The sequence below is a fragment of the Pseudonocardia sp. 2-7 genome, assembly GCF_056341085.1.
On the sequence record NZ_CP094507.1, the window covers coordinates 4,271,487 to 4,296,475 of the forward strand.

Here is a 24,989-nt window from a genome sequence, read left to right on the forward strand (position 1 = left end):
ACGGTTGCGGAGCGGTACGAAACAATTGCGACGTGAGTGACGACTCGGCGACCCCGGACGGACGGAACGGCACCTCCGCGCACCCGGGGGGCCGTCCCCGGACGGCGTCGCGCCGTGCCCCGCGTCCGGCATCGCGGCGGCTGCACACCGCGAGCCGCAGCGTCGCCGACCAGGCACCGGCCGCGGAGATCCCGTCCCAGCAGCACGTGCCGCCGGGTCCCGCGGCGCCGCCCGCGCCGCCGGCCGCCGCGCCGTCGCAGGTCCAGGGGGCCGCTCCGATCGCACCGCCCGCGGGGGCGACCACCCCGGCGTCGACGATGGCCGAGCTGCTCCCCGAGGACCGCTACCTCAACCGCGAGCTGTCCTGGCTCGACTTCAACGCCCGGGTGCTGGCCCTGGCCGAGGACTCCAGCCAGCCGCTGCTGGAGCGCGCGAAGTTCCTCGCGATCTTCGCCTCCAACCTCGACGAGTTCTACATGGTCCGGGTCGCGGGTCTGAAGCGCCGCGACGAGACCGGCCTGTCGGTGCGCAGCGCCGACGGGCTGACCCCGCGCCAGCAGCTGGCCCGGATCACCGAGCGGAGCCGCGCGCTGTCGCGGGCGCACGCCGAGGTGTTCATGGACGAGCTGCTCCCCGAGCTCGACGCGGCCGGCGTCCACCTGCGCAGCTGGGAGGACCTGACCGACGCCGAGCGCCTGCGGCTGTCGGACTACTTCACCGAGACGGTGTTCCCGGTGCTCACCCCGCTCGCGGTGGACCCGGCGCACCCGTTCCCCTACATCTCCGGGCTGTCGCTCAACCTCGCGGTGACCGTCCGCGACCCGGAGGGCAGGACCGAGCGGTTCGCCCGGGTCAAGGTGCCGAACAACGTGCCGCGGCTGGTGTCGGTGGACCCGCCGGACACCGACACCCGCGCCGGGAACCGGCAGTGCACGTTCCTGCCGATCGAGGACCTCATCTCCGCGCACCTCGGGGACCTGTTCAACGGAATGGAGGTCACCGAGGTCCACCCGTTCCGCGTCACCCGCAACGCCGACCTCGAGGTCGAGGAGGACCGCGACGAGGACCTCCTGCAGGCCCTGGAGCGCGAGCTGGCCCGGCGCCGGTTCGGTCCGCCGGTCCGCCTCGAGGTGCTCGACACGATGTCCGAGCACGTGCTGGAGCTGCTGCTGCGCGAGCTCGACGTCGACCCGAACGACGTCGTCACCGTCCCCGGGCTGCTCGACCTCACCGGCCTGTGGCAGGTGCACGGGGTCAACCGTCCCGACCTGAAGGACGAGCCGTTCCGCCCCGCCACGCACCCGGCCTTCGCCGAGCGGGAGACCCCGCGCAGCGTGTTCGCGACCCTGCGCGAGGGCGACGTGCTGGTGCACCACCCGTACGACTCGTTCTCGACGTCGGTGCAGCGCTTCATCGAGCAGGCCGCCGCCGACCCGAACGTGCTCGCGATCAAGCAGACCCTCTACCGCACCTCCGGCGACTCCCCGATCGTCAACGCCCTGATCGACGCCGCCGAGGCGGGCAAGCAGGTCGTCGCCCTGGTCGAGATCAAGGCCCGGTTCGACGAGCAGGCCAACATCCGCTGGGCACGCGAGCTGGAGAAGGCCGGCGTGCACGTCGTCTACGGCCTGGTGGGGCTCAAGACGCACTGCAAGACCTGCCTGGTCGTGCGCCAGGAGGGGTCGGAGATCCGCCGCTACTGCCACATCGGCACCGGCAACTACAACCCGAAGACCGCGCGGCTCTACGAGGACGTCGGCGTGCTCACCGCCGACCCGACCATCGGCGCGGACCTCACCGACCTGTTCAACTCCCTCACCGGCTACTCGCGGCAGACCTCCTACCGGAGCCTGCTCGTCGCGCCGTACGGGATCCGCCGCGGCATCGTCCGCCGCATCGACGACGAGATCGAGGCGCACCTGTCCGGCGAGTCCGGCGCGCGGGTGCAGATCAAGGCGAACTCGCTGGTCGACGAGGCCATCATCGACGCCTGCTACCGGGCGTCGCAGGCGGGCGTGCCGGTCGACATCGTGGTGCGCGGCATCTGCGCGATCGTCCCCGGCCGCCCCGGGCTGAGCGAGAACATCACCGTCCGGTCGATCCTCGGGCCGTTCCTGGAGCACTCCCGGGTGCTGCACTTCGGCTCGGCCGACGAGTACTGGATCGGCTCGGCGGACATGATGCACCGCAACCTGGACCGCCGGGTCGAGGTCATGCTGCGGGTCGCCGACCCGAAGCTGGCCGACCAGCTCGGCGCGATGTTCGACTCCTGCCTGGACCCGGCGACGCGCTGCTGGACGCTCGGGCCGGACGGGACCTGGTCGCCGTCGCCCGCGCCGGGCTCGGAGAACATCCGGGTCCGCGACCACCAGGTCGAGATGATGAACTCCCGCCGCGGCAGCAGCGAGGACTGATGCTGTCCGCACAGCTCCGGACCGACGGTGCCGAGGTCGATCCGGCGGGCATCGCCGACGTCGTCGCGGCCGGGACGGTGCCGTGGCGCCGCGCGGACGACGGCACCGTCGAGGTGGCCCTGGTCCACCGCCCCCGCTACGACGACTGGTCCTGGCCCAAGGGGCACCAGGACCCGGGCGAGGCGCTGACCCTGACCGCGCTGCGCGAGACCGCCGAGGAGGCGCACCTGGGGTGCCGCCTCGGCGCCCGGCTCGGCCACACCGCGTACGCCGTGCCCGGCAAGGGCCAGAAGGTCGTGCACTACTGGGCCGCCGAGGCCGTCCGCGACCACGGCTTCTCCGTCACCGACGAGACCGACGACCTGCGCTGGCTGCCGCGCGACGAGGCCGCCGCGCTCCTCACCCGCCCGACCGACGCCGACCTGCTGGACCGGCTCGACCGGGTGGGGCCGCCGTCGTCGACGGTGGTGCTCGTGCGGCACGCCAAGGCGGGGAGCCGGACCGCCTGGGAGGGCGACGACGACCTGCGCCCCCTGTCCGGTACCGGGTTCACCCAGGCCGACCGGCTCGCGGACTTCCTCGACCGCTTCGGCCCGGACCGGCTCGCGACCGCCCCGCCGTTGCGCTGCGGCCAGACGATCGAGCCGTACGCCCACGCGTCCGGCGCGGGCGAACCGGACGTGGAACCGCTGCTCGGCGAGCACGGCTACTGGGTCTCCCCCGCCGACGGCCTGGCCCGCTTCCGCACCCTCGCGGCGCAGCCCGGCGTGACGCTGCTGTGCAGCCAGGGCGGGGTCATCCCGGACGTCGTCGGGCACCTGCTCGCCGCCGCGGGCCGGTCCCCCGACCCCGACCTGCCCTCGCACAAGGCCAGCACCTGGGTCCTGGGCTTCGGCGACGACGGCGCCCTGCTGTCGGCCGACTACTACCGCCGCCCGCCCTCCTGACCCGCCTCGCCGCTCGGCGCCTCCCTGCCGCGCCCACCGACCCGCCCGCGCCGCACCTCGGACGCCGTCCGCACACCACTCCCCGCGCCCCGCACCCGACGTCCCGGGTCCCGGTCCCGGTCCGATCGTCGATCAGTGCCTGAGAGCTGTCCGGCCCCGGGTCGGCAGCACTGGTGCACTGATCGACCTGTCCTCGGAGGCGCCCTCCCTGCAGCGGCGTGTGCGATCGCGAACGGACCCACCGGTTCCGGCCCGCCGGGCGCGGGCCGGGATGCAGGGTGCGCGGGTGGAGGAGCCGTTCCGGGGGTCGGAGGCCGTCGCGCGCGGGATCGTCACGCCGGCGCGGCTGCGCGGGCCACGGTTCGTGCGTCTGTTCCCCGACGTGTACGTGTCAGCAGCGGTCCCCATGACCCCGGCGCTCCGGGCCCGGGCCGCATCGGTCCACGCCGGGCCCCTCGGCGCGGCGTCGGCCTACTCGGCGGCCGAGATCCTCGGCGCGTCCTGCGGGCCGTGGACGGCGCCCGCCGAGCTCGTCGCGCCACGGCGGATCCGGCCCCGCCCGGACCTGCTCGCCCACCAGGGCGTCCCGCTCGAACCCGGTCTCTGCGACGGCGTCCGGGTCACCTCACCCCGCGCCACGGCATGGGCGCTGTGCCGGCGGCTCGAGCTCGTCGACGCCGTCGTCGCCCTCGACGCACTCGCCGCCCGGAGACGGGATCGGCCGGTGTTCGTACCGGTACAGGGCACACCGGCACCCGAGCAGCGGAGACTGTCCAGGATGACGGCGCCGTGCCCCGGCTTCGACCCCGCCGACCTCCTGGTCCTGCGGTCGCGGTACCCGCACGTGCGGGGCTCGGCCCGGCTGGACCGGGTCGTCGCACTCGCCGACCCCCGGGCGGAATCCCCACCCGAGACCCGGCTACGGCTGTTGCTCGTGCTCTCCGGGCTCCCGGTCCCGCAGGTCCAGTTCCCGTTGTACGACGCCCGCGGCCACCCCTGGGCGCGGTTCGACCTCGCCTACCCCGACGCCCTGCTCGCGATCGAGTACGACGGCGCCCACCACGACGACCCGCTCGACCGCATCCGCGACACCCGCACCGCGGCGCTGGGATGGCAGACCCTCCGGCTCACCGCCGACGGCCTCACCCGCAACGCCCGCCGCACCGTCGGGACGATCCGCGCCCTGCTCGCCCAACGGACCCACCTCACCTCGCCCCGACCCGCACCGGCGCCGCGTCCCCGCTCTCGTCCACGGCCCCCGTCGATCAGTACGTGAGCGTCGCTGCGTTCGGGTCGGACAAGCACTCACGTACTGATCGACGCGTGAGGGGCTCGGACGGCGCGGCGCGCCCCGGGGAGGCAGCGCAGAGCGGGCAGTCCAGCGAGGCGCGGCCCCACGCCCGCCGCGCTCGGCGGGCCGCACCGGGCCAGGGTGCACACCGGGCGGAGGACCGTCGATCAGTACGTGAGCGCTGTCCACCTCCGCTCGGGAAGCAGTCATGTACTGATCGACGCACTCGTGGACGGCGATGGACGGCGAGCACAGGACTGCGTGGCAGGGAGGGAGAGGGGGCACGGGCGCGGGGCGGCACGGCACCGCGGGGCAGGGCAGACCGCGGTGGCGCGGCTACTTCTCCGCAGCGGCCTTCCGTCGGGCCGGCTTCTTCGCCGAGGCGGCCGCCTTCTTCGGGGCAGCCGCCTTCTTCTCCGGAGCGGCCCCGGCGGCCGGAGCGCCCGCGGTGTCCGGCGGGATCGTCTTGCGGGTCGCGGTGCTGCGACCGGTGCCCGTCGCGGCTCGCTCGGTACGGCGGGGGGCGCTGGTCGCGTTCGCGGCGGCGGCCTCGCTGGCGGCCACCCGCTCCTTGAAGGCGGCGCCGGGCCGGAACGACGGCACCACGGTCTCCCCGACGGGCACCGTCTCCCCTGTCCGCGGGTTACGGGCGGTGCGCGGCGCGCGTCGTCGCGGCTCGAACACCCCGAACCCGGTCAGGGTGACGGTCTCACCACGGCCGACGGCGTCCACGATCACCTCGACCATCGCGTCGACGGCCGACGTGGCGGCACGACGGTCTCCGAGCCGGGCGGTCAGCGCATCGACGAGCTGAGCCTTGTTCATGGTCACGAAAGGTAAGGCTGCGCCCCTGCCGCGCACCAGATCCCGACGCGAGTCCAGGTCGCATACCGTCCGTCAGTACAGGTCCGAACGGGTGATCACCACGACATCTGTCGGAGCATGGTGACCACCCGTGTTCGGATCAGGCCAGAGTGCGTGGCATCCGGGCGGGCCGGGTTCCCTCGAACGCGGTGATGTCGCCCTCGTGCCGCAGGGTCAGTCCGATGTCGTCGAGACCCTCGCGCAGCCGCCACCGGGCGTAGTCGTCGATCTCGAACGGCACGGTCAGATCGCCGGCCTGCACGGTCTTCTCACCCAGGTCCACGGTGATCTCGGTGCCGGGCTCGGTCTCGAGCTTCTTCCAGATCAGCTCGACGTCGGGCTGGGCGACCTCGGCGGCCACCAGCCCCGCCTTCGCCGAGTTGCCGCGGAAGATGTCGGCGAACCGCGACGAGATGACGACCCGGAAGCCGTAGTCCATCAGTGCCCAGACCGCGTGCTCGCGCGAGGAGCCGGTGCCGAAGTCCGGGCCCGCGACGAGCACCGACCCCCGGTCGAAGGGCTCGTTGTTGAGCACGAAGGACGGGTCGTCGCGCCAGGCGGAGAACAGGCCGTCCTCGAAGCCGGTGCGGGTGACCCGCTTGAGGTAGACGGCCGGGATGATCTGGTCGGTGTCCACGTTGGACCAGCGCAGCGGCACGCCGATCCCGGTGTGGGTGTCGAACTTCTCCATCAGTCCAGGTCCTCCGGGCTGCTCAGCGTGCCGCGCACGGCGGTCGCGGCGGCGACCAGCGGCGACACCAGGTGGGTACGGCCGCCCTTGCCCTGCCGCCCCTCGAAGTTGCGGTTCGAGGTGGACGCGCAGCGCTCACCGGGCGCGAGCTGGTCGGGGTTCATCCCCAGGCACATCGAGCAGCCCGCGGAGCGCCACTCGGCACCCGCGGAGGTGAAGACCTTGTCCAGGCCCTCCTCCTCGGCCTGGAAGCGCACCCGCATCGACCCCGGGACGACGAGCATCCGCACGCCCTTCGCGACCGAGCGCCCGTCGAGCACCTCCGCGACCGAGCGCAGGTCCTCGATCCGGCCGTTGGTACAGGAGCCGACGAACACCGCGTCGACGGGCACCTCCCGCAGCGGGGTCCCACCGGTGAGGCCCATGTAGGACAGAGCCTTCTCCACGGCGGCGCGCTCGCCGTCGTCGGAGATGGCGGCCGGGTCGGGCACGGACTCGCCCAGCGGCAGGCCCTGACCGGGGTTGGTGCCCCAGGTGACGAACGGGGTGAGCTCGTCGGCGTCGATCCGCACGACCCGGTCGAACTCGGCGCCGTCGTCGGTGCGCAGGGACCGCCAGTCGGCGACGGCGGCGTCCCAGTCGTCGCCGGCCGGGGCGTGGTCGCGGCCCTTGAGGTAGGCGAAAGTCGTCTCGTCCGGGGCGATCATGCCCGCACGGGCACCGGCCTCGATCGACATGTTGCAGACCGTCATCCGGGCCTCCATCGAGAGGTTCTCGATGACGTTGCCCCGGTACTCCAGCACGTGGCCCTGCCCGCCGCCGGTCCCGATCCGCGCGATCACGGCGAGGATGACGTCCTTGGAGGTGACGCCCGGACGCAGCGTGCCGTCGGCGCTGGTCACCTCGATCGCCATCGTCCGGAACGGCTTGAGCGGCAGCGTCTGGGTGGCGAGCACGTGCTCGACCTCGGAGGTGCCGATGCCGAACGCCATCGCGCCGAACGCGCCGTGGGTGGAGGTGTGGGAGTCCCCGCAGACCACCGTGGTACCCGGCTGGGTCAGCCCCAGCTGCGGCCCGACCACGTGCACGATCCCCTGCTCGGGGTCGTTCATCGGGTGCAGGCGGACGCCGAACTCCTCACAGTTGCGACGTAGGGTCTCCACCTGGGTCCGCGAGACCTCGTCCGCGATCGGGGCGAGGACGTCGAGGGTCGGGACGTTGTGGTCCTCGGTGGCGATGGTGAGGTCCGGACGGCGCACCGGACGGCCCGCGAGCCGGAGCCCGTCGAACGCCTGCGGGCTCGTGACCTCGTGCACCAGGTGCAGGTCGATGTAGAGCAGGTCGGGCTCGTCGCCCTCGCCCTTGCGGACGAGGTGCCGGTCCCAGACCTTCTCGGCCAGCGTGCGCGGCTTCTCTGCGGTGGTCACGCCCGCCTCCTCTGTGATCTGATCGCGGTGGCCTTCCCAGATCGTGGGAAGTTAGTATCGGAACGTGGGACAGTCTAGCGGGATCGGCGTGCTCGACAAGGCCGTGGGGGTTCTCCGGGCGACGGCGGAGGGGCCGTGCGGCCTGGCGGAGCTCTGTGAGCGCACCGGCCTGCCCCGGGCCACGGCCCACCGGCTCGCCGTCGGGCTCGAGGCGCACGGGATGCTGCTGCGCACCCCGGACGGGCGCTGGCACCCGGGCCCGACCCTCGGCCAGCTCGCGGGCGGGCGGCCGGACCCGCTGCTCGACGCCGCGGCCGCCGTCCTGCCCCGGCTGCGCGACATCACCGGCGAGAGCGTCCAGCTCTACCGGCGCGACGGGATCCACCGGATCTGCATCGCGCACGCCGAGCCGCCGTCCGGCCTGCGGGACACCGTGCCCGTCGGGTCCCGGCTGCCGATGACCGCGGGCTCCGGGGCGAAGGTGCTCGCCGCCTGGTGCGACCCGGCCACGCAGCGGCTCGTCCTCGCCGACGCGAGCTTCTCCGAGCGCGTGCTCGTCGACGTCCGCCGCCGCGGCTGGGCACAGAGCGTCGCCGAACGTGAGGCCGGGGTGGCGTCGGTGTCGGCCCCGGTGCGCGACGCGGCGGGCCAGGTCGTCGCCGCCGTCTCGGTGTCCGGACCGGTGGACCGGATCGGGCGCCGTCCGGGGGTCCGCTGGGCCGCCGACCTGCTCGCCGCGGCCGACGCGTTGCAGCACCGGCTCGCCTGATCGGCCCCTGCCTGCGGTACCGACGCGACTGAGGTGACGGTTCCGGGCTCCACTACCGTGTGGATGTCCGGCACCGGGCCGGACCCTTCGGACATGGTCGGCACACCGGGGAGACGATGGGTTACCTGCTGGGCATCGACGTCGGCACCACCCGCACCGCGGCTGCGGTCATCGGCTCCGGCACCGTGGAGATGGTCACACTCGGTGATCACTCGGTCGACATCCCGTCCGTGGTGTACGTGGCGCCCGACGGCGGTCTGCTGTTCGGCGAGGCCGCCGAGCGCCGCGCGCTGACCGAGCCGGACCGCGTCGCCCGCGAGTTCAAGCGCCGCATCGGCGACCCCACGCCGATCCCGCTCGGCGAGCAGTCCTTCGCCCCCGAGCAGCTGTCCGCGCTGCTGGCCGAGCACGTCGTCGACGTCGTCGCGCGCACCGAGGGCGGCGCGCCCGAGCGCATCGCGGTGACCCACCCGGCGTCCTGGGGCACGCACAAGTGCGACCTGTTCGCCGCGGCCCTCGCCGAGCGCGGCCTGACCGTCACCTTCCTCACCGAGCCGCAGGCCGCCGCGCTGCACTACGCGACGAACGAGCGGGTCGAGCCCGGCGCGACCGTCGCCGTCTACGACCTGGGCGGCGGGACCTTCGACGCCGCCGTCGTGCGCAAGGAGGCCGCGGGCGGCGGGTTCACACTGCTCGGCAGGCCCGAGGGCGTCGAGCAGCTCGGTGGCGCCGACTTCGACCAGGCCGTCGTCGACCACGTGCGCGACGCCGTCCCGGCCGCCTTCGAGGGGCTCGACGAGACCGACCCGAACGTCCTGTCCGCGATGGCCCGGCTGCGCCGCGACTGCCGCGAGGCCAAGGAGGGCCTGTCGGCCGACACCGAGGTCTCGATCCCGGTGTGGCTCGGCGAGGTCCGCACGACGGTGCGCCTGCACCGCAGCGACTTCGAGGAGCGCATCCGGCCCCGGCTGGAGGAGTCGGTCGAGGCGCTGCAGCGGGCGATCGCCTCGGCCGGGCTGGCCGCGTCCGGGCCGTCGGTGGTGCTGCTCGTGGGCGGGTCCTCGCGGGTCCCGCTGGTCGCCGAGCTCGTCTCCACCGGGCTCGGGCGTCCCGTGCAGGTCGACGCGGACCCGAAGAACACCATCGCGAAGGGCGCCGTCGTCGCGCTCGGGCCGGCCGACCCGGTCCCCGGCACCGGCTCGGGCGGGTTCGGCGCGGTGGCGGCGAGCAGCGGTCCCGCGCTCGCCCCCGACCCCGGCCCGCTGCCCTGGGAGAACCCGGACCCGGTCACCGATCGGATGCCGACCGGCGGCACGACCCAGCTCGACGGCGACCGCACCGCCTACCTCGAGGGCGCCCGCGCCGACCCGCCCACCGACCGCATCCCCGTCGTGCCGCCGATGGGCTACGACCAGACCGCCGTGCACGGCTACGGCGGGTACGGCGGCTACGACGACGGGGAGACCACCGTCGCCCCCGGGCCCGCACCCGTCCGCCGCTCCCCCGCGCTGCTCATCGGCGCCGGCGGGGTCGTCGCGGCGCTGGCCGTGCTGGGCACGGTGTTCCTCTGGCCGCAGGACCACTCGATCGGCAACGCGATCCCCAACCTTCCCGCGACGCCGACGACCACCGAGGCCCCGCCCCCAACGACCGTCGAGGAGCAGCCGGTCCGCCAGCCGGAGCGGACCCGGGAACGCACCACCGAGGCCGTCCCGACGACGACCGAGGCCCCGGTCCCCGTGCCGCCGCCGGTCGTGACCACACCCAGCGACCCGCCGAGCAGCCCGCCGAGCTCGCCACCGTCGAGTCCGCCGAGCTCCCCGCCCTCGGAACCGCCGAGCTCGCCGCCCTCGGAACCGCCGGCAGGCACCTGACCCGAAGATCCGCGAGTCGACCCGGATCGTCGCGCCGTCGTACACACGACGGCGCATCGGTGGCCCACTGCTCTGGCCCGGGCTACGAGCATGATCACCACGGCTGAGGGCTCCGGTGCCGGATGTGGCACCGGAGCCCTCTCCCGAGGCGATCACCGGATCGCGCCGAGAAGGCCGGAAGAAGGCCCCCCGGGGGGGGCGCATCCGGCCCGTGCACGGAGGATCCTCGGACACGACGAAGGCCCCGCTCCGTGGAGCGGGGCCTTCGTGGAGTAGTCCCGACGGGATTTGAACCCGCGCTACCGCCTTGAGAGGGCGGCGTCCTAGGCCGCTAGACGACGGGACCAGGACATTCGGCTCGGTCTCGATTGCGGACACCCTGTGAGGGAGTCCGTGGTAGTCCCGACGGGATTTGAACCCGCGCTACCGCCTTGAGAGGGCGGCGTCCTAGGCCGCTAGACGACGGGACCTTGGACGAGACCGTGCCGATTGTCAGAAATCATCATTCCGAGGAACTCGTGATTTCCGCTGGGGTACCAGGACTCGAACCTAGACTAACTGAACCAGAATCAGTCGTGCTGCCAATTACACCATACCCCATCGAAAAGCGGGCCCCGTTCCGGAGCGAGGCCCGCTCTCCGTTGATGTAGGTACTCTAACCCATGCCCTGGGAGCGTCTGACACCGGCCCCCAGGCGGGCGAGCGACCGCTCGCGGCCCAGTAGCTCCATGCTCTCGTAGAGCGGCGGGGACACCGTGCGGCCGCTGATGGCGACGCGGACGGGCGCGAACGCCTTCCGCGGCTTGAGCTCCAGACCGTCCACGAGCGAGGTCTTGAGCGACTCCTCGATCGCGGCGGCCGACCACTCCGGCAGGTCCGTGAGCCCGGCGACGGCGGCCTCCAGCACCGGGGCCGCGTCGGCGCCCAGGTTCTTCGCGGCGGCGTCGTCGTCGGGGGTGAAGGTGTCCTCGTCGCGGAAGAGGAAGGCCAGCATCCGGGCCGCGTCCGACAGCACCTGGCTGCGCTCCTGCACCAGCAGCGCGGCGGCGGCGAGCACCGAGCGGTCGGGGTCGGTGATCCCCTCGGCGGCGAGGTGGGGCACGACGCGCTCGGCGAAGTCGTCGGGGGCGAGCAGGCGCAGGTGTGCGGCGTTGATCGCCTCGGCCTTCTTCAGGTCGAAGCGGGCGGCGTTGCTCGACACCCGGGACACGTCGAAGGCGGCGACCATCTCGTCGAGGGAGAACACGTCGCGGTCCTCGGCGATCGACCAGCCGAGCAGCGCGAGGTAGTTGAGCAGTCCCTCCGGCACGAACCCGCGGTCGCGGTAGTGGAACAGGTTCGACTGCGGGTCCCGCTTGGAGAGCTTGCGGTTGCCCTCACCGGTGACCAGCGGGAGGTGGGCGTAGGTGAAGGGGCCGTGGCCGATGCCGACCCGGGCCAGCGCCTCCAGCAGGGCGATCTGCCGCGGGGTGGAGGCCAGCAGGTCCTCCCCGCGCAGGACGTGCGTGATCTCCATCAGCGCGTCGTCGACCGGGTTGGTCAGCGGGTAGAGCGGGGTGCCGTCGCCGCGGGCCAGCACGAAGTCGGGCACCTGCCCGGCCCGGAACGTGATCTCGCCGCGGACGAGGTCGGTGAAGGTGATGTCGTGGTCGGGCATGCGCAGCCGGTAGACCGGGGCGCGGCCCTCGGCCCGGAACGCGGCGCGCTGGTCCTCGGTGAGGTCGCGGTCGGCGTTGTCGTAGCCGAGCTTGGGGTCGCGGCCCGCGGCGCGGTGCCGGGCCTCGATCTCCTCGGCGCTGGAGAACGACTCGTAGACCTCGCCGGCGTCGATCAGCCGGCGCAGGGCGTCGGCGTAGACCTCGCCGCGTTCGCTCTGCCGGTACGGCCCGTGCGGGCCGCCCTTCTCGACGCCCTCGTCCCAGTCGAGGCCGAGCCACTCCAGCGCGTCGAGCAGGGCCCGGTAGGACTCGTCGGAGTCGCGGGAGGCGTCGGTGTCCTCGATCCGGAACACCAGGGCCCCGCCGTGGTGGCGGGCGTGGGCCCAGTTGAACAGGGCGGTGCGGATGAGGCCGACGTGCGGGGTACCGGTGGGCGACGGGGAGAACCGCACCCGGACCTGGGCTGGAGTACTCATGGTCGGTCCAGCGTATCGACCCCGTACGGAGGGGTGGTGCACGCGGGCGCCGGATGGACCATGGTGGACGGCAGTCGCGACGCACCGGAGCGTCGCGGGACGAGGCGAGGAGGAACCCCGTGTTCCAGCTGACCGCTCTGTACAACCACCCCGAGGACGCCGCCGCGTTCGACCGGCACTACGACACCGTGCACGCCCCGCTGGCGAAGAAGATCCCCGGTGTGCAGCGGTTCACCGTCTCCCGGCCCGCGCCGGGACCGGACGGAGCGCAGCCGCCGTACCACCTCGTGGCGGTGCTGGAGTTTCCCGACGCGGCGGCGTTCCAGTCCGGGATGGGCGGCGCCGAGGGACAGGCCGCCGTGGCCGACCTCGACAACTTCGCCGGCGCCGGGGTGACCCTGCTGACCGGTCCGTCGAACCAGGTCTGACCCGCCCGCACACGACGACGGGGTGGCCCCGGAGATCCGGTGCCACCCCGTCGGTGTGTGCGTGGGTCAGTTGGTGGCGACCTCACGGCTCGACACGAGCGCGGCGAGCCGGTCCCCGATCGACGAGGTGTTGCCCGTCGCCGCGTGGTCCCGGGTGGCCAGGTCGAACGCGACCGCGGCCTCGATCCGGCGGGCCGAGTCACGCTGGCCCATGTGGTCGAGCAGCAGCGCGACCGAGAGCACGGCGGCCGTCGGGTCGGCGATGCCCTGGCCCGCGATGTCCGGGGCGGAGCCGTGCACCGGCTCGAACATCGACGGGTTGGTACGGCTGGCGTCGATGTTGCCGCTGGCCGCCAGGCCGATGCCGCCGGTGACCGCCGCCGCGAGGTCGGTGAGGATGTCGCCGAACAGGTTGTCGGTGACGATCACGTCGTACCGGCCCGGGTCGGTGACCAGGTGGATCGTGGTCGAGTCGACGTGCTGGTAGGCCACCGAGACCTCGGGGTACTCCAGCGACACCTCCTCGACGATCCGCGACCACAGCGCACCGGCGAAGGTCAGGACGTTGGTCTTGTGGACCAGCGTCAGGTGCTTCTTCGGCCGCCGCTGGGCACGGGCGAACGCGTCGCGCACGACACGGTCGATGCCGAACGCGGTGTTCTGGCTGACCTCGGTCGCGATCTCGTGCGGGGTGTCCTTGCGGAGCAGGCCGCCGGTGCCGACGTACGGCCCCTCGGTCCCCTCACGCACGACCACCAGGTCGATCTCCGGGTTGCCGGCCAGCGGGCCGCGCACCCCCGGGTAGAGCCGCGCGGGGCGCAGGTTCACGTGGTGGTCCAGCTCGAAGCGCAGACGCAGGAGCAGGCCGCGCTCGAGGATGCCGCTGGGCACCGACGGGTCGCCGACCGCGCCCAGCAGGATCGCGTCGTGCTGCTTGATCTCGGTCAGCACCGTCTCCGGGAGCAGCTCGCCCGTGGAGTGCCAGCGGGCGGCACCGAGGTCGTACTCGGTCGTCTCCACGTCGCGGGCGACCTCGCCCAGGACCTTGAGTGCCTCGTTGATCACTTCCGGGCCGATGCCGTCACCGGGGATGACCGCAAGGCGCATGACCTCGTCCTCTCGTCGTACTGCTGGCCGCACGCTACCGCCTGCCGACGCAGGGTCATCGTTCGGCCACCCGGTGGGGTGGTCCCGTCCGGGTGACGCGTGCGCCGCACGCGGTCGGAGTACCCGCGACACGCGGCCGTTCCGGGGACTCCGGTCCGTTCCGAGGGGTGGGACGGCCGCCGCGGCCGTCACCCGTCCGGAGGGCGGTGGGGAAGAAGCGCGACGACGGCGTCGTTGCCCCGGATGTGCCCACGCCCGACCGCCCGCTGCGTCGCCTCGGCTTCCTCACCATCGGTTCGTTCGACGGCGACGACCCCCGCCCCGGACACGAGACGACCCTGGAGATGATCGCCCTCGGCGAGCGTCTGGGCTTCGACTCGGCCTTCGTAAGGCACCGCCACCTGCAGTTCGGCATCTCCTCGCCGGTCGCGGTGCTCGCCGCGGCGACCCAGCGGACCACGCGGATCGAGCTCGGGACGGCCGTGGTCCCGCTGGGCTGGGAGAACCCGCTGCGCCTCGCCGAGGATCTCGCGACGGTCGACGTGCTCTCCGGCGGCCGGCTGAACCCGGGCGTCTCGGTCGGGCCGCCGATGCAGTGGGAGCACGTGCGGGACGCGCTCTACCCGGACACCGCCGACGTCGAGGACTTCGGCCGTGAGCGGGTGTCGCGGCTGCTGCGCCTGGTGCGCGGGGAGCGGGCGAGCACCTTCTCCGGGACGGTCGGGATCGAGTCGTTCTCCGAGCGGGTGCAGCCGCACTCCCCCGGTCTGGCCGGGCGCATGTGGTACGGCGCGGGCAGCGACTCCTCCGCCGTCTGGGCCGCGGGGCAGGGCCTGAACCTGCTGACGAGCAACGTGGTGCGCTCCGGCGGGGAGACCGACTTCGCCGCGATCCAGTCCCGGCAGATCCGGGCGTACCGCGAGGCGAACCCCGCCGGGCGCGTGTCGCAGGGCCTGGTCGTCGTCCCGACCGACTCGGCGACGCCCGCCCAGCGCGAGCGCTACGCCACCTACGCCCGCGAGCGCGACGCCCGGGTCGGCGTCCCGCAGGGCCCGGCCGGTCTGCTGTTCGCCCGCGACCTGGTCGGCACCTCCGCCGAGATCGCCGAACGGCTGTGGGCCGACGCCGGGTTCCGCGAGGTCGACGAGGCGGTGTTCGCGCTGCCGTTCGGCTTCCCGCACGACGACTACGTCCAGATCGTCACCGACATCGCCGGCACGCTCGGACCCGCGCTGGGCTGGGCGCCGCGCGGCTGACCCGGCCCCCGCGGCGCGGCCGCCCCGGGCTCAGTGGCCGGTGCGGGGCAGCGCCCGGCGGGCCCGCACCCGGCCCGGGGCCTCGATCATCGCGACGAGCGCGGCGAGGACCACGAGCATGCCGGGGCCGATCGTCATCGTCGCCGACGGCGGCCCGGTCACGATCGCCATCACCGACACGACATAGGGCACGGTCAGCGACAGCCCGGTGACGAAGCCGACGCCGAGCAGCACCAGGCACCCCACACCGACCGTCGTGCCCGCCAGTACCAGTGCCCGCAGCCAGCTCACCGGGTCCCCCTCCGCTCGTGGCGAGCAGACACGATCCCACGACCGGCCGGGTCCGCGCAGCCGTTTCCCGCAGTGCGGGACGGGCCCGGTCGCTCAGTCGTCGAAGGAGATGAGCCGGATCGTCCGGGCGCCGACCGAGGCGCCGATCGGCTCCAGCACCGCCGGGTCGATCTGGCGGTCCACCCGCAGGAGCATGACGGCGTCGGTGCCGTCGGTGGTCTGCGAGATCTGGGCGGCCTCGATGTTGACCGCGGCCTCCCCCAGCAGCGACCCGACCCGGCCCATCACGCCGGGGCGGTCGGCGTACTCCAGCAGAACGACCTCGCCCTCGGCACGCAGGTCGAAGTGCCGTCCGTTGATCTCGACGAGCTTCTCGACCTCGGCACGGCCGGTCAGGGTGCCGGACACGGTGACCTTCTCCCCGTCGGGCATGGCGCCGCGCAGCTGCACCACGCTGCGGTGGTTGGCGCTCTCCGGGCTGGTGGTGATCTCCACGGTGACCCCGCGCTCCTCGGCGAGCTGCGGCACGTTCACGAACGTCACCTGGTCCTCGACGACGTGGGTGAACACCCCGCGCAGCGCGGCCAGGCCGAGGACCTGGACGTCCTCGGTGGCCAGCTCGCCCGCGACGTCGACGGTGACCGAGGTCGGGGTGCGCCCGGCGACGGCGTGCAGGGTGGTGCCGAGCTTCTGCACCAGCGGCAGCCAGGGCCGGACCTCCTCGCCGACGGCGCCGTGGATCTGAACGTTGACCGCGTCCGGCACGAACTCCCCGGCCAGGGCCAGCTGCACCGAGCGGGCCACGTCGGTCCCGGCCCGGTCCTGCGCCTCGGCGGTGGACGCGCCCAGGTGCGGGGTGACGACGACGTTCTCCAGCTCGAACAGCGGGCTCGACGTGGTCGGCTCGGTGACGTAGACGTCGATCCCGGCGCCGCCGACGTGCCCGGAGCGGACCGCCTCGGCCAGGGCGTCCTCGTCGATCAGGCCGCCGCGGGCGGCGTTGACGACGAGCACCCCCGGCTTCGTGAGCGCGAGCTGGTCCTTGCCGATCAGCCCGAGGGTCTCCGGGGTCTTCGGCAGGTGCACGGTGATCATGTCCGCCGTACGGAGCAGGTCGTCGAGGCCCATCAGCTCGATGCCGAGCTGCGCGGCGCGCGACGGCGCGATGTAGGGGTCGTAGGCGACCAGCGTCATGCCGAACGCGGCGAGGCGCTGCGCGACGAGCTGCCCGATCTTGCCGAGCCCGACGATGCCGACGGTCTTGCCGCTCAGCTCGACGCCGCCGTAGGACGAGCGCTTCCACGCCCCGGAGCGCAGCGCGGCGTCCGCCGGCGGGATGTGGCGCGCGGTCGCGAGCAGCAGCGCGATGGCGTGCTCGGCGGCGGAGACGATGTTCGAGGTCGGGGCGTTGACGACCATCACCCCGCGCGCGGTGGCGGCGGGGACGTCGACGTTGTCCAGGCCGACCCCGGCGCGGGCGACGACCTTGAGGCGGCATGCCGCGGCCAGCGCCTCGGCGTCGACCCGGGTGGCGGACCGGACCAGCAGCGCGTCGGCGTCGGCGAGCGCCGCCAGCAGGGCGGGGCGGTCGGTGCCGTCGACGTGGCGGATCTCGACGCCGTCGCCGAGCAGCTCGACGGCGGAGGGCGCGAGCGTCTCCGCGAGCAGGACGACGGGACGGTGGTCGGTGGCTGCGGTGCTCACGGTGTGCGAGTGCTCCCCGAGGTCGGTGCGCGAACGTCGACCATCCTAGGACCGTGGGGGCCCTCGTGGACCCGGACGGGCGGACGGGTCGCCGCGCGGCACCCCCACCGGACGCGCGAAACCCCCGCCCGGTGTCGCCGGTACGGGGGTTCCACGTCGCCTGGTCCGGATGGGTGCGTCCGGGCCCGGGCATCCGCGGGCCGTCTGGGGCCCGCGCGATTCATCCTGCCGGACGCATCCGGCAGTGGATCACTTGGCCTTCTCGCCGACCCAGCTCATCAGGCCGCGGAGCTTCTCGCCGACCTGCTCGATCGGGTGCTCGGCGCCCTGCTGCTGCAGCTTGGTGTAGTTGCCGCGGCCGGCCTCGTCCTCGGCCACCCACTCGCGGGCGAAGGTGCCGTCCTGGATCTCGCCCAGGATCTTCTGCATCTCGGCCTTGACCGCGGGCGTGATGACGCGCGGGCCGCGGGTGAGGTCGCCGTACTCGGCGGTGTCGGAGATGGAGAAGCGCTCGTTGGCGATGCCGCCCTCGTACATGAGGTCGACGATCAGCTTGAGCTCGTGCAGGCACTCGAAGTAGGCGATCTCCGGGGCGTAGCCCGCCTCGGTCAGCACCTCGAAGCCGGTCTGGACCAGCGCGGCGGCACCGCCGCAGAGGACGGCCTGCTCACCGAACAGGTCGGTCTCGGTCTCCTCCGTGAAGGTGGTCTCGATGACGCCCGCGCGGGCGCCGCCGATCCCGGCCGCGTAGGAGAGCGCGAGCGCCTTGGCGTTGCCCGAGGCGTCCTGCTCGACGGCGATCAGGGCGGGGACGCCCTTCCCGTCGACGAACTGGCGGCGGACCAGGTGGCCCGGGCCCTTCGGCGCGACCATGGCCACGTCGACGTTCGCCGGGGGCTTGATCAGCTCGTAGCGGATGTTGAAGCCGTGGCCGAAGAACAGCGCGTCGCCGTCCTTGAGGTTCGGCTCGATGTCCTGGGAGTAGATGAAGCGCTGCTTGGTGTCGGGCGCCAGGACCATGATCACGTCGGCCCAGGCGGAGACCTCGGCCGGCGTGCCGACCTCGAGGCCCTCGTCGGCGGCCTTCTGCCGGGACTTGGAACCCTCCGGCAGACCGATCTTCACCTCGACCCCGGAGTCACGCAGGGACAGCGAGTGCGCGTGCCCCTGGGAGCCGTAGCCGATCACGGCGACCTTGCGGCCCTGGATGATCGACAGGTCGGCGTCGGCGTCGTAGTAGATGTTGACACTCATGGCTCTGGGACGGTTCCTCTCGGAGGTTGTGTAGCGACGACTGTCTAGCGGACGGCCGCGGCGGTGATGGACCGGGGGCCGCGGCCGACGGCCACCATCCCGGACTTCACCATCTCGCGGATCCCGTAGGGCTCCAGCATGCGCAGGAGCGCGTTGAGCTTGTCGGCCGACCCGGTGGCCTCGACCGTGACCGCCTCCGGGGAGACGTCGACGACCTTGGCGCGGAACAGCTGCACGGTCTCGACGACCTGGCTGCGCACCGTGGCGTCGGCCCGGACCTTGACCAGCAGCAGCTCGCGCTGCACCGAGGCGTCCGGCTCCAGCTCGACGATCTTGATGACGTGCACAAGCTTGTTGAGCTGCTTGGTGACCTGCTCCATCGGGAGCTCGTCCACCTCGACGACGATCGTCATGCGGGAGACGTCGGGGTGCTCGGTCGGACCGACCGCGAGCGAGTTGATGTTGAACCCGCGCCGCGAGAACAGCCCGGAGACCCGGGCCAGGACACCCGGCTTGTCCTCGACCAGGACCGAGAGGGTGTGGAGCTCGCTCACTTCTCGCCCTCCAGGGCCTGCTCGGTGACGTCGGCGACCGCGTCGACCGACGCGGCCAGCTCGTCGTGCTCGAACTCCGGCCGGATGTCGCGCCGGACGTTGATCTCGTCGTTGCTCGTGCCCGCGGCGACCATCGGCCACACCTGGGCGTCGGCACCGACGACGAACTCCACGACGACCGGCCGGTCGTTGATCTCCATCGCCTGGTGGATGACCCGGTCGACGTCCTCCTTGGACTCGACCCGCAGTCCCTCGCAGCCCATCGCCTGCGCGAGCATCGGGAAGTCCGGGATGCGCAGCTTGTGGGTGTTGAGGTCGGTGTTGGAGTACCGCTCGCCGTAGAACAGGTTCTGCCACTGGCGGACCATGCCGAGGTTGCCGTTGTTGATGACGGCGACCTTGATCGGGATGCCCTCGATCGCGCAGGTGGCGAGCTCCTGGTTGGTCATCTGGAAGCAGCCGTCGCCGTCGATGCACCAGACGACGGCATCCGGCTCGCCGACCTTGGCGCCCATCGCGGCCGGGACCGCGTAGCCCATGGTCCCGAGCCCGCCGGAGTTCAGCCAGGTCCGCGGCTTCTCGTACTTGACGAACTGCGCGGCCCACATCTGGTGCTGGCCGACGCCCGCGGTGTAGATCGCGTCCGGCCCGGCGATCGCGCCGATCCGCTCGATCACGTACTGCGGCGAGAGCGCGCCGTCGGTCGGCTCGTCGTAGCCGAGCGGGTAGCGGTCGCGCAGGCCGCCGACCTGCTTCCACCAGGACGACAGGTCCGGCTCACCGTGCTCGGCCCGATCCGCACGGACGGCCTCGACCAGGTCGGCCAGGACCTCCTTGCAGTCCCCGACGATCGGCACGTCGGCGCGCCGGTTCTTGGAGATCTCCGCCGGGTCGATGTCGGCGTGGATGATCTTCGCCCCGGGGGCGAAGCTCTCCAGCTTGCCGGTGACCCGGTCGTCGAACCGGGAGCCGAGCGCGACCAGCAGGTCGGACCGCTGCATCGCCGCGACCGCGGCGACGGTGCCGTGCATCCCGGGCATGCCCAGGTGCAGCGGGTGGCTGTCGGGGAACACACCGCGCGCCATCAGGGTGGTGACGACGGGCGCCCCGGTCAGCTCGGCCAGCTCCCTGAGCTCCTCGGCGGCCTCGGCCTTGAGGACACCGCCGCCGACGTAGAGCACCGGCTTGGCCGACTCGCGGATGAGCCGGGCGGCCTCGCGGATCTGCTTGCCGTGCGGCCGGGTCGTCGGCCGGTAGCCGGGCAGCTGCAGCTCCGGGGGCCAGGAGAACGTGGTCTGCTCCTGCAGCACGTCCTTCGGGATGTCCACCAGGACCGGGCCGGGCCGGCCGGTGGACGCCAGGTGGAAGGCCTCGGCGATCGCGCGCGGGATCTCCGACGCGTCGGTCACCAGCATGTTGTGCTTGGTCACCGGCATGGTGATGCCGGTGATGTCGGCCTCCTGGAAGGCGTCGGTACCGATCAGCGGCCGGGTCTGCTGCCCCGTGATGGCCACCAGCGGCACCGAGTCCATGTGCGCGTCCGCGATCGGGGTGACCAGGTTCGTGGCCCCCGGCCCGGACGTCGCCATGCAGACCCCGACCCTGCCGGTGGCCTGCGCGTAGCCGGTCGCCGCGTGTCCGGCGCCCTGCTCGTGGCGGACGAGGATGTGGCGCACCCTCGTCGAGTCCAGGAGCGGGTCGTAGGCGGGCAGGATCGTCCCGCCGGGCAGTCCGAAGACGACCTCGCAGCCGATCTCCTCGAGCGAACGCACCAGGGACTGGGCGCCGGTCATGGGCTCGTCCACGATGCGCGGACCGGGCACGGTGGTCTCACCGGGTGCCGGGGCCGCGCTGCGGGACGTGCCGGGGGCCGCGGACCGGCCGGGCGGCGGGCCCGGCTTCGGGCCGGACGAGCCGGGCTTGGCGGGGACGGTGGTCATCTGGGTCTGCCTCGCTGGAGATCGTGTCGATCAGATGCCGGACATGGGCTGAACTCGGAGCTGGACATGAAAAAACCCCCGCCGCCCGGTACTCCGGGCGCTGCGAGGGTGAGCGCGTCGTCGTTCGAGAAGGTCGAACTCAGGCGACGACGCGCCCAAGAAGTACGAGAATTCGAACGGCGAACATGCATCGACGCTAGCACGCGTCCCACGGACGGAGTCAAACGACCCCACCCGTCCGGGCCGTGGGGTCACGGTCCGGATTTGTCACACTGGGGTCGTGAGCAGCACCGACGACCGCGCCGTCCCCGCCGACCCCACCTCTGCCGACCCGCAGTCGGCCCCGGGGGCGTCCCAGCAGGTGGACGGCGAGCTGGCGTGGACCCCCCGGGTCCGCGACGAGGGCCGCAAGCTCCGCGTGGGCTCGCGCGCGCTGGTGTTCAAGCCCAGCCGGCTGACCATCTTCGCCATCCTGGTCGCGGTCGTCGGGTCGACGCCGCTGGTGTTCAGCCTGCCGTGGTTCTGGGTCGTGCTGGTGGCCCCGGTCGCGGCGATCGCCTGGATCCTGCGGGTCCGCACCACCGTGGACCCGGACACGCTGACCGTCCGCGGCGCGTTCTCCTCCCGCACCGTGGACTGGGACGACGTGCGCGGTCTGCGGATCGGCTCGCGCTCGCGGGTCAGCGCGGTGCTGGGCGAGGACGACGACCTCGTCCTGCCCGCGGTGCACGCGCGCGACCTGCCCGCGCTCTCGGTCGCCAGCGGCGGCCGGTTCGCCGACCCGGCCGCGGTGGGCGACGCGGAGGATCCGGCCGAGGATCACTGACCCCCGTCGCGGGGCGTACGGTTGCGGGCGATCGGCCCGCCGGCCGGCGGGACGCGACCCGCCCCGCCGCCGTCGCGCCGCACCCCCCGGGCGGCTCGTGCCCACGCTCCGCGACGCGCCCACCGGGGTCCCTCAGGAACCACCACGGAAGACCCGGCTGGAGAAGACCGATGCCCGCCCTGCGTTCCCGCGTCACCACCCACGGTCGCAACGCCGCCGGAGCGCGTTCGCTCTGGCGCGCGACCGGCATGGGCGACGACGACTTCGGCAAGCCGATCGTCGCGATCGCCAACTCCTACACCCAGTTCGTGCCCGGCCACGTGCACCTCAAGGACATGGGTGACCTCGTCGCGGGCGCGATCAAGGAGGCGGGCGGGGTCGCCAAGGAGTTCAACACGATCGCCGTCGACGACGGCATCGCGATGGGCCACGGCGGGATGCTCTACTCGCTGCCCAGCCGCGAGATCATCGCCGACGCGGTGGAGTACATGGTCAACGGCCACGCGGCCGACGCCCTGGTGTGCATCTCCAACTGCGACAAGATCACGCCGGGCATGCTGAACGCCGCGATGCGGCTGAACATCCCGACCGTGTTCGTCTCCGGCGGGCCGATGGAGGCCGGCAAGGCGGTCGTCGTCGGCGGGGTCGCGCAGGCACCCACCGACCTGATCACCGCGATCTCGGCGTCGGCGTCGTCCGAGGTGGACGACGCGGGCCTCGCCGAGGTCGAGCGTTCGGCCTGCCCGACCTGCGGGTCCTGCTCCGGGATGTTCACCGCGAACTCGATGAACTGCCTCACCGAGGCGCTCGGGCTGTCCCTGCCGGGCAACGGCTCCACCCTGGCCACGCACGCCGCGCGCCGCGAGCTGTTCCTGAACGCCGGGCGCACCGTGATGGACCTGGCCACCCGCTGGTACCGCGACGACGACGCGTCCGCGCTGCCCCGCAACATCGCCACCCGCGAGGCGTTCGAGAACGCGATGGCGCTCGACGTCGCGATGGGCGGCTCCACGAACACGGTGCTGCACATCCTGGCCGCCGCGCAGGAGGGCGAGATCGACTTCGACCTCGCCGCGATCGACGCGGTCTCCCGCCGGGTGCCGTGCCTGAGCAAGGTCGCGCCGAACTCGGACTACCACATGGAGGACGTCCACCGGGCCGGTGGCATCCCCGCGCTGCTGGGCGAGCTGTGGCGGGCCGGGCTGCTCAACACCGGGGTGCACACGGTGCACTCGCCGTCGCTGGAGCAGTGGCTCACCGAGTGGGACATCCGGTCGTCGGCCCCGTCGGAGACCGCGGTCGAGCTCTACCACGCCGCGCCGGGCGGGGTCCGGACCACGCAGGCGTTCTCGACGGAGAACCGCTGGTCGAGCCTGGACACCGACGCCGCAGGCGGCTGCATCCGCGACCTGGAGCACGCCTACTCCGCCGACGGCGGCCTCGCCGTGCTGCGCGGCAACCTGTCGATCGACGGCGCCGTGATCAAGACCGCCGGCATCCCGGAGGACATCTGGGAGTTCGAGGGCCCGGCCGTCGTCCTGGAGAGCCAGGAGGACGCCGTCTCGGCGATCCTGAAGAAGGAGATCAAGCCCGGCGACGTGCTGGTCATCCGCTACGAGGGCCCCTCGGGCGGGCCGGGCATGCAGGAGATGCTGCACCCGACCGCGTTCCTCAAGGGCGCCGGGCTGGGCAAGGTCTGCGCCCTGATCACCGACGGCCGCTTCTCCGGCGGCTCGTCGGGCATCTCGGTCGGCCACATCTCCCCCGAGGCGGCCGCCGGCGGCACGATCGGCCTGGTGGAGAACGGCGACCGGATCCGGCTCGACGTCCGCGCCCGGTCGCTGGAGCTGCTCGTCGACGCCGAGACGCTCGCCGACCGGCGCGCCAAGATGGAGTCCTCGGAGCGGCCGTGGCAGCCCGTCGACCGGCAGCGCGTCGTGTCGAAGGCGCTGCGCGCCTACGCCCACATGGCGACCAGCGCCGACACCGGAGCGGTCCGCCGCATCCCCTGACCCGGCACGCACGACGGCCCCGGTCCGCCCTCCTGCGGACCGGGGCCGTTCGCGTCTAGGTTGGTTGTCATGGCTACCGGAACCGGCCTCGGAACCCGTCGACTCGGCGATCTCACCGTCTCCGCCCAGGGCCTGGGCTGCATGGGCATGAGCCAGGCCTACGGCGACACCTCCGACCGTGCCGAGTCGATCGCGACCATCCACCGCGCCCTCGACCTGGGCGTCACCCTGCTCGACACCGCGAACGTCTACGGCGACGGCGCCAACGAGGAGCTCGTGGGCGCCGCGATCGCCGACCGCCGCGACCGCGTGGTCCTGGCGACGAAGTTCGGCATCGTGCGCGACGCGCAGGGCAACCAGGGCGCGCAGGGCGACCCGGCCTACGTGCGGCGGTGCGCCGAGGAGTCGCTGCAGCGCCTGGGCGTCGACCACATCGACCTCTACTACCAGCACCGCGTCGACCCGGACACGCCGATCGAGGAGACCGTCGGCGCGCTCGCCGGGCTGATCGAGGAGGGGAAGATCCGCCACTACGGGCTCTCCGAGTGCGGCGCGGACACCGTCCGCCGCGCCCACGCCGTGCACCCGCCCGCCGCGGTGCAGTCGGAGTGGTCGCTGTGGACACGCGACATCGAGGAGTCGGTCGCTCCGACGTGCGCCGAGCTGGGCGTCGGCGTCGTGCCGTTCTCCCCGCTCGGGCGCGGCTTCCTGACCGGCGCGATCACCTCGACCGGGCAGCTCGGCGAGGGCGACATGCGCCGCGGCCTGCCCCGCTTCTCCGACGAGAACATGGCCGCGAACCTGGCCATCGTCGAGGCGCTGACCGCCATCGCGCAGCGCCGCGGGGTCACCGCCGGGCAGCTCGCGCTGGCCTGGGTGCAGAGCCGCGGGGAGCACGTCGTACCGATCCCGGGGACCAAGCGGCGGACCTACCTGGAGCAGAACGTCGAGGCCGCCGCGCTGGAGCTGTCAGCGGACGAGATGGCCGAGATCGAGGCGGCCGCACCGGCGTCCGCGGTGGCCGGGGAGCGCTACCCGGCGCACCTGCAGCGCAACGTCGGCCGCTGAGCAGCGCTCCCGGCCGCCGTCTCAGCCGGAGGCGGTGGCCGCGGCGCGGCGGTGCCCCGCGGCCGGCGTGGAGTGACGAGGCGGACCCGATGTTTGCCGGTCCCCCCGCGCCGGATATCCGTCGGACAGGAGCGCGAC

The 24,989-nt window shown here is 73.1% G+C and carries 20 protein-coding genes and 3 tRNA genes; 10 read left to right on the forward strand and 13 right to left on the reverse strand.

The window, feature by feature from the left end; all coding sequences use genetic code 11:
• Window positions 1-32: 32 nt before the first annotated feature.
• The 3 genes from MTO91_RS20555 to MTO91_RS20565 all read left to right on the forward strand — a co-directional run bounded on the left by MTO91_RS20555 (window position 33) and on the right by MTO91_RS20565 (window position 4,637).
• The gene (locus MTO91_RS20555; RefSeq protein ID WP_251783949.1) at window positions 33-2,414 is read left to right on the forward strand and encodes an RNA degradosome polyphosphate kinase; all 2,382 of its coding nucleotides are present in this window, start codon (window positions 33-35) and stop codon (window positions 2,412-2,414) included.
• Window positions 2,414-3,361: an NUDIX hydrolase gene (locus MTO91_RS20560; protein ID WP_178376294.1), complete on the forward strand. Its 948-nt coding sequence runs from the start codon at window positions 2,414-2,416 to the stop codon at window positions 3,359-3,361. The genes MTO91_RS20555 and MTO91_RS20560 overlap by 1 nt, the downstream gene beginning before the upstream one ends.
• 286 nt (window positions 3,362-3,647) lie before the next feature.
• Entirely contained in the window at window positions 3,648-4,637 is a 990-nt protein-coding gene (locus MTO91_RS20565) for an endonuclease domain-containing protein (RefSeq protein WP_476652386.1), read from the forward strand.
• A gap of 351 nt (window positions 4,638-4,988) precedes the next feature.
• Here MTO91_RS20565 and MTO91_RS20570 read toward each other — a convergent pair whose 3' ends face one another.
• From MTO91_RS20570 to leuC, 3 genes are all read right to left on the reverse strand, one after another.
• Entirely contained in the window at window positions 4,989-5,477 is a 489-nt protein-coding gene (locus tag MTO91_RS20570; RefSeq protein ID WP_405415536.1) for an HU family DNA-binding protein, read from the reverse strand.
• Between the two features lie 139 nt (window positions 5,478-5,616).
• The gene (gene leuD, locus MTO91_RS20575; RefSeq protein ID WP_178376291.1) at window positions 5,617-6,207 is read right to left on the reverse strand and encodes a 3-isopropylmalate dehydratase small subunit; all 591 of its coding nucleotides are present in this window, start codon (window positions 6,205-6,207) and stop codon (window positions 5,617-5,619) included.
• Entirely contained in the window at window positions 6,207-7,634 is a 1,428-nt protein-coding gene (leuC, locus tag MTO91_RS20580) for a 3-isopropylmalate dehydratase large subunit (protein WP_405415533.1), read from the reverse strand. Before leuC ends, leuD begins: the two co-directional genes overlap by 1 nt.
• 64 nt (window positions 7,635-7,698) lie before the next feature.
• Between leuC and MTO91_RS20585 the strand changes: the two genes are divergently transcribed.
• Both MTO91_RS20585 and MTO91_RS20590 read left to right on the forward strand, forming a co-directional pair.
• The gene (locus tag MTO91_RS20585) at window positions 7,699-8,403 is read left to right on the forward strand and encodes an IclR family transcriptional regulator (RefSeq protein WP_100878534.1); all 705 of its coding nucleotides are present in this window, start codon (window positions 7,699-7,701) and stop codon (window positions 8,401-8,403) included.
• Window positions 8,404-8,519: 116 nt separating this feature from the next.
• Window positions 8,520-10,277, forward strand: a complete 1,758-nt coding sequence (locus MTO91_RS20590) for an Hsp70 family protein (protein WP_476652387.1) — start codon at window positions 8,520-8,522, stop codon at window positions 10,275-10,277.
• A gap of 273 nt (window positions 10,278-10,550) precedes the next feature.
• Here MTO91_RS20590 and MTO91_RS20595 read toward each other — a convergent pair.
• The 4 genes from MTO91_RS20595 to gltX all read right to left on the reverse strand — a co-directional run bounded on the left by MTO91_RS20595 (window position 10,551) and on the right by gltX (window position 12,411).
• Window positions 10,551-10,623 (reverse strand) — tRNA-Glu (locus MTO91_RS20595).
• Window positions 10,624-10,671: 48 nt separating this feature from the next.
• Window positions 10,672-10,747, reverse strand: a tRNA-Glu gene (locus MTO91_RS20600).
• 58 nt (window positions 10,748-10,805) lie between these two features.
• A tRNA-Gln gene (locus tag MTO91_RS20605) sits at window positions 10,806-10,877 on the reverse strand.
• A gap of 55 nt (window positions 10,878-10,932) precedes the next feature.
• The gene (gltX, locus tag MTO91_RS20610) at window positions 10,933-12,411 is read right to left on the reverse strand and encodes a glutamate--tRNA ligase (RefSeq protein ID WP_476652388.1); all 1,479 of its coding nucleotides are present in this window, start codon (window positions 12,409-12,411) and stop codon (window positions 10,933-10,935) included.
• Between the two features lie 119 nt (window positions 12,412-12,530).
• On the opposite strand from gltX, the gene MTO91_RS20615 reads away from it, so the two are divergent.
• Entirely contained in the window at window positions 12,531-12,839 is a 309-nt protein-coding gene (locus tag MTO91_RS20615; protein ID WP_062397145.1) for an EthD family reductase, read from the forward strand.
• 66 nt (window positions 12,840-12,905) lie between these two features.
• Here MTO91_RS20615 and MTO91_RS20620 read toward each other — a convergent pair whose 3' ends face one another.
• The gene (locus MTO91_RS20620) at window positions 12,906-13,946 is read right to left on the reverse strand and encodes a 3-isopropylmalate dehydrogenase (protein WP_062397147.1); all 1,041 of its coding nucleotides are present in this window, start codon (window positions 13,944-13,946) and stop codon (window positions 12,906-12,908) included.
• Window positions 13,947-14,191: 245 nt separating this feature from the next.
• Between MTO91_RS20620 and MTO91_RS20625 the strand changes: the two genes are divergently transcribed.
• The gene (locus MTO91_RS20625; RefSeq protein ID WP_405421714.1) at window positions 14,192-15,202 is read left to right on the forward strand and encodes an LLM class flavin-dependent oxidoreductase; all 1,011 of its coding nucleotides are present in this window, start codon (window positions 14,192-14,194) and stop codon (window positions 15,200-15,202) included.
• Between the two features lie 30 nt (window positions 15,203-15,232).
• Here the strand turns inward: MTO91_RS20625 and MTO91_RS20630 are convergent, their stop codons facing one another.
• From MTO91_RS20630 to MTO91_RS20650, 5 genes are all read right to left on the reverse strand, one after another.
• Entirely contained in the window at window positions 15,233-15,493 is a 261-nt protein-coding gene (locus tag MTO91_RS20630; protein ID WP_251783961.1) for a hypothetical protein, read from the reverse strand.
• 93 nt (window positions 15,494-15,586) lie between these two features.
• Window positions 15,587-17,197 carry a phosphoglycerate dehydrogenase gene (serA, locus tag MTO91_RS20635; protein WP_476652390.1) on the reverse strand — a complete coding sequence of 537 codons (1,611 nt, stop codon included), beginning with the start codon at window positions 17,195-17,197 and terminating at the stop codon, window positions 15,587-15,589.
• A gap of 249 nt (window positions 17,198-17,446) precedes the next feature.
• Window positions 17,447-18,451: a ketol-acid reductoisomerase gene (ilvC, locus tag MTO91_RS20640; protein ID WP_253067891.1), complete on the reverse strand. Its 1,005-nt coding sequence runs from the start codon at window positions 18,449-18,451 to the stop codon at window positions 17,447-17,449.
• 44 nt (window positions 18,452-18,495) lie between these two features.
• Window positions 18,496-19,005 (reverse strand): acetolactate synthase small subunit, encoded by a 510-nt coding sequence (gene ilvN, locus MTO91_RS20645; RefSeq protein WP_062397155.1) that lies wholly within the window; start codon window positions 19,003-19,005, stop codon window positions 18,496-18,498.
• A complete protein-coding gene (locus MTO91_RS20650; protein WP_405415522.1) occupies window positions 19,002-20,945 on the reverse strand; it encodes an acetolactate synthase large subunit in 1,944 nt (647 codons plus the stop codon). The genes ilvN and MTO91_RS20650 overlap by 4 nt, the downstream gene beginning before the upstream one ends.
• Before the next feature lie 280 nt (window positions 20,946-21,225).
• Here MTO91_RS20650 and MTO91_RS20655 point away from each other — a divergent pair, with 280 nt between their 5' ends.
• The 3 genes from MTO91_RS20655 (at window position 21,226) to MTO91_RS20665 (ending at window position 24,851) form a co-directional block, all read left to right on the forward strand.
• Window positions 21,226-21,771: a PH domain-containing protein gene (locus tag MTO91_RS20655; RefSeq protein ID WP_346105585.1), complete on the forward strand. Its 546-nt coding sequence runs from the start codon at window positions 21,226-21,228 to the stop codon at window positions 21,769-21,771.
• A 170-nt stretch (window positions 21,772-21,941) separates the two neighbouring features.
• On the forward strand, window positions 21,942-23,783 hold the full coding sequence (ilvD, locus tag MTO91_RS20660; RefSeq protein ID WP_251783964.1) for a dihydroxy-acid dehydratase: 1,842 nt from the start codon (window positions 21,942-21,944) through the stop codon (window positions 23,781-23,783).
• A gap of 69 nt (window positions 23,784-23,852) precedes the next feature.
• The gene (locus MTO91_RS20665) at window positions 23,853-24,851 is read left to right on the forward strand and encodes an aldo/keto reductase (RefSeq protein ID WP_476652393.1); all 999 of its coding nucleotides are present in this window, start codon (window positions 23,853-23,855) and stop codon (window positions 24,849-24,851) included.
• The last annotated feature ends 138 nt before the right edge of the window (window positions 24,852-24,989 follow it).

Bases quoted from the DNA above. Each gene is read 5' to 3' on its own strand.
- MTO91_RS20560 (WP_178376294.1), top strand. From the start codon at position 2,414: ATGCTGTCCGCACAGCTCCGGACCGACGGTGCCGAGGTCGATCCGGCG.
- MTO91_RS20570 (WP_405415536.1), bottom strand. From the start codon at position 5,477: ATGAACAAGGCTCAGCTCGTCGATGCGCTGACCGCCCGGCTCGGAGAC.
- leuD (WP_178376291.1), bottom strand. From the start codon at position 6,207: ATGGAGAAGTTCGACACCCACACCGGGATCGGCGTGCCGCTGCGCTGG.
- MTO91_RS20590 (WP_476652387.1), top strand. From the start codon at position 8,520: ATGGGTTACCTGCTGGGCATCGACGTCGGCACCACCCGCACCGCGGCT.
- gltX (WP_476652388.1), bottom strand. From the start codon at position 12,411: ATGAGTACTCCAGCCCAGGTCCGGGTGCGGTTCTCCCCGTCGCCCACC.
- MTO91_RS20620 (WP_062397147.1), bottom strand. From the start codon at position 13,946: ATGCGCCTTGCGGTCATCCCCGGTGACGGCATCGGCCCGGAAGTGATC.
- ilvC (WP_253067891.1), bottom strand. From the start codon at position 18,451: ATGAGTGTCAACATCTACTACGACGCCGACGCCGACCTGTCGATCATC.
- MTO91_RS20650 (WP_405415522.1), bottom strand. From the start codon at position 20,945: ATGACCACCGTCCCCGCCAAGCCCGGCTCGTCCGGCCCGAAGCCGGGC.
- ilvD (WP_251783964.1), top strand. From the start codon at position 21,942: ATGCCCGCCCTGCGTTCCCGCGTCACCACCCACGGTCGCAACGCCGCC.
- MTO91_RS20665 (WP_476652393.1), top strand. From the start codon at position 23,853: ATGGCTACCGGAACCGGCCTCGGAACCCGTCGACTCGGCGATCTCACC.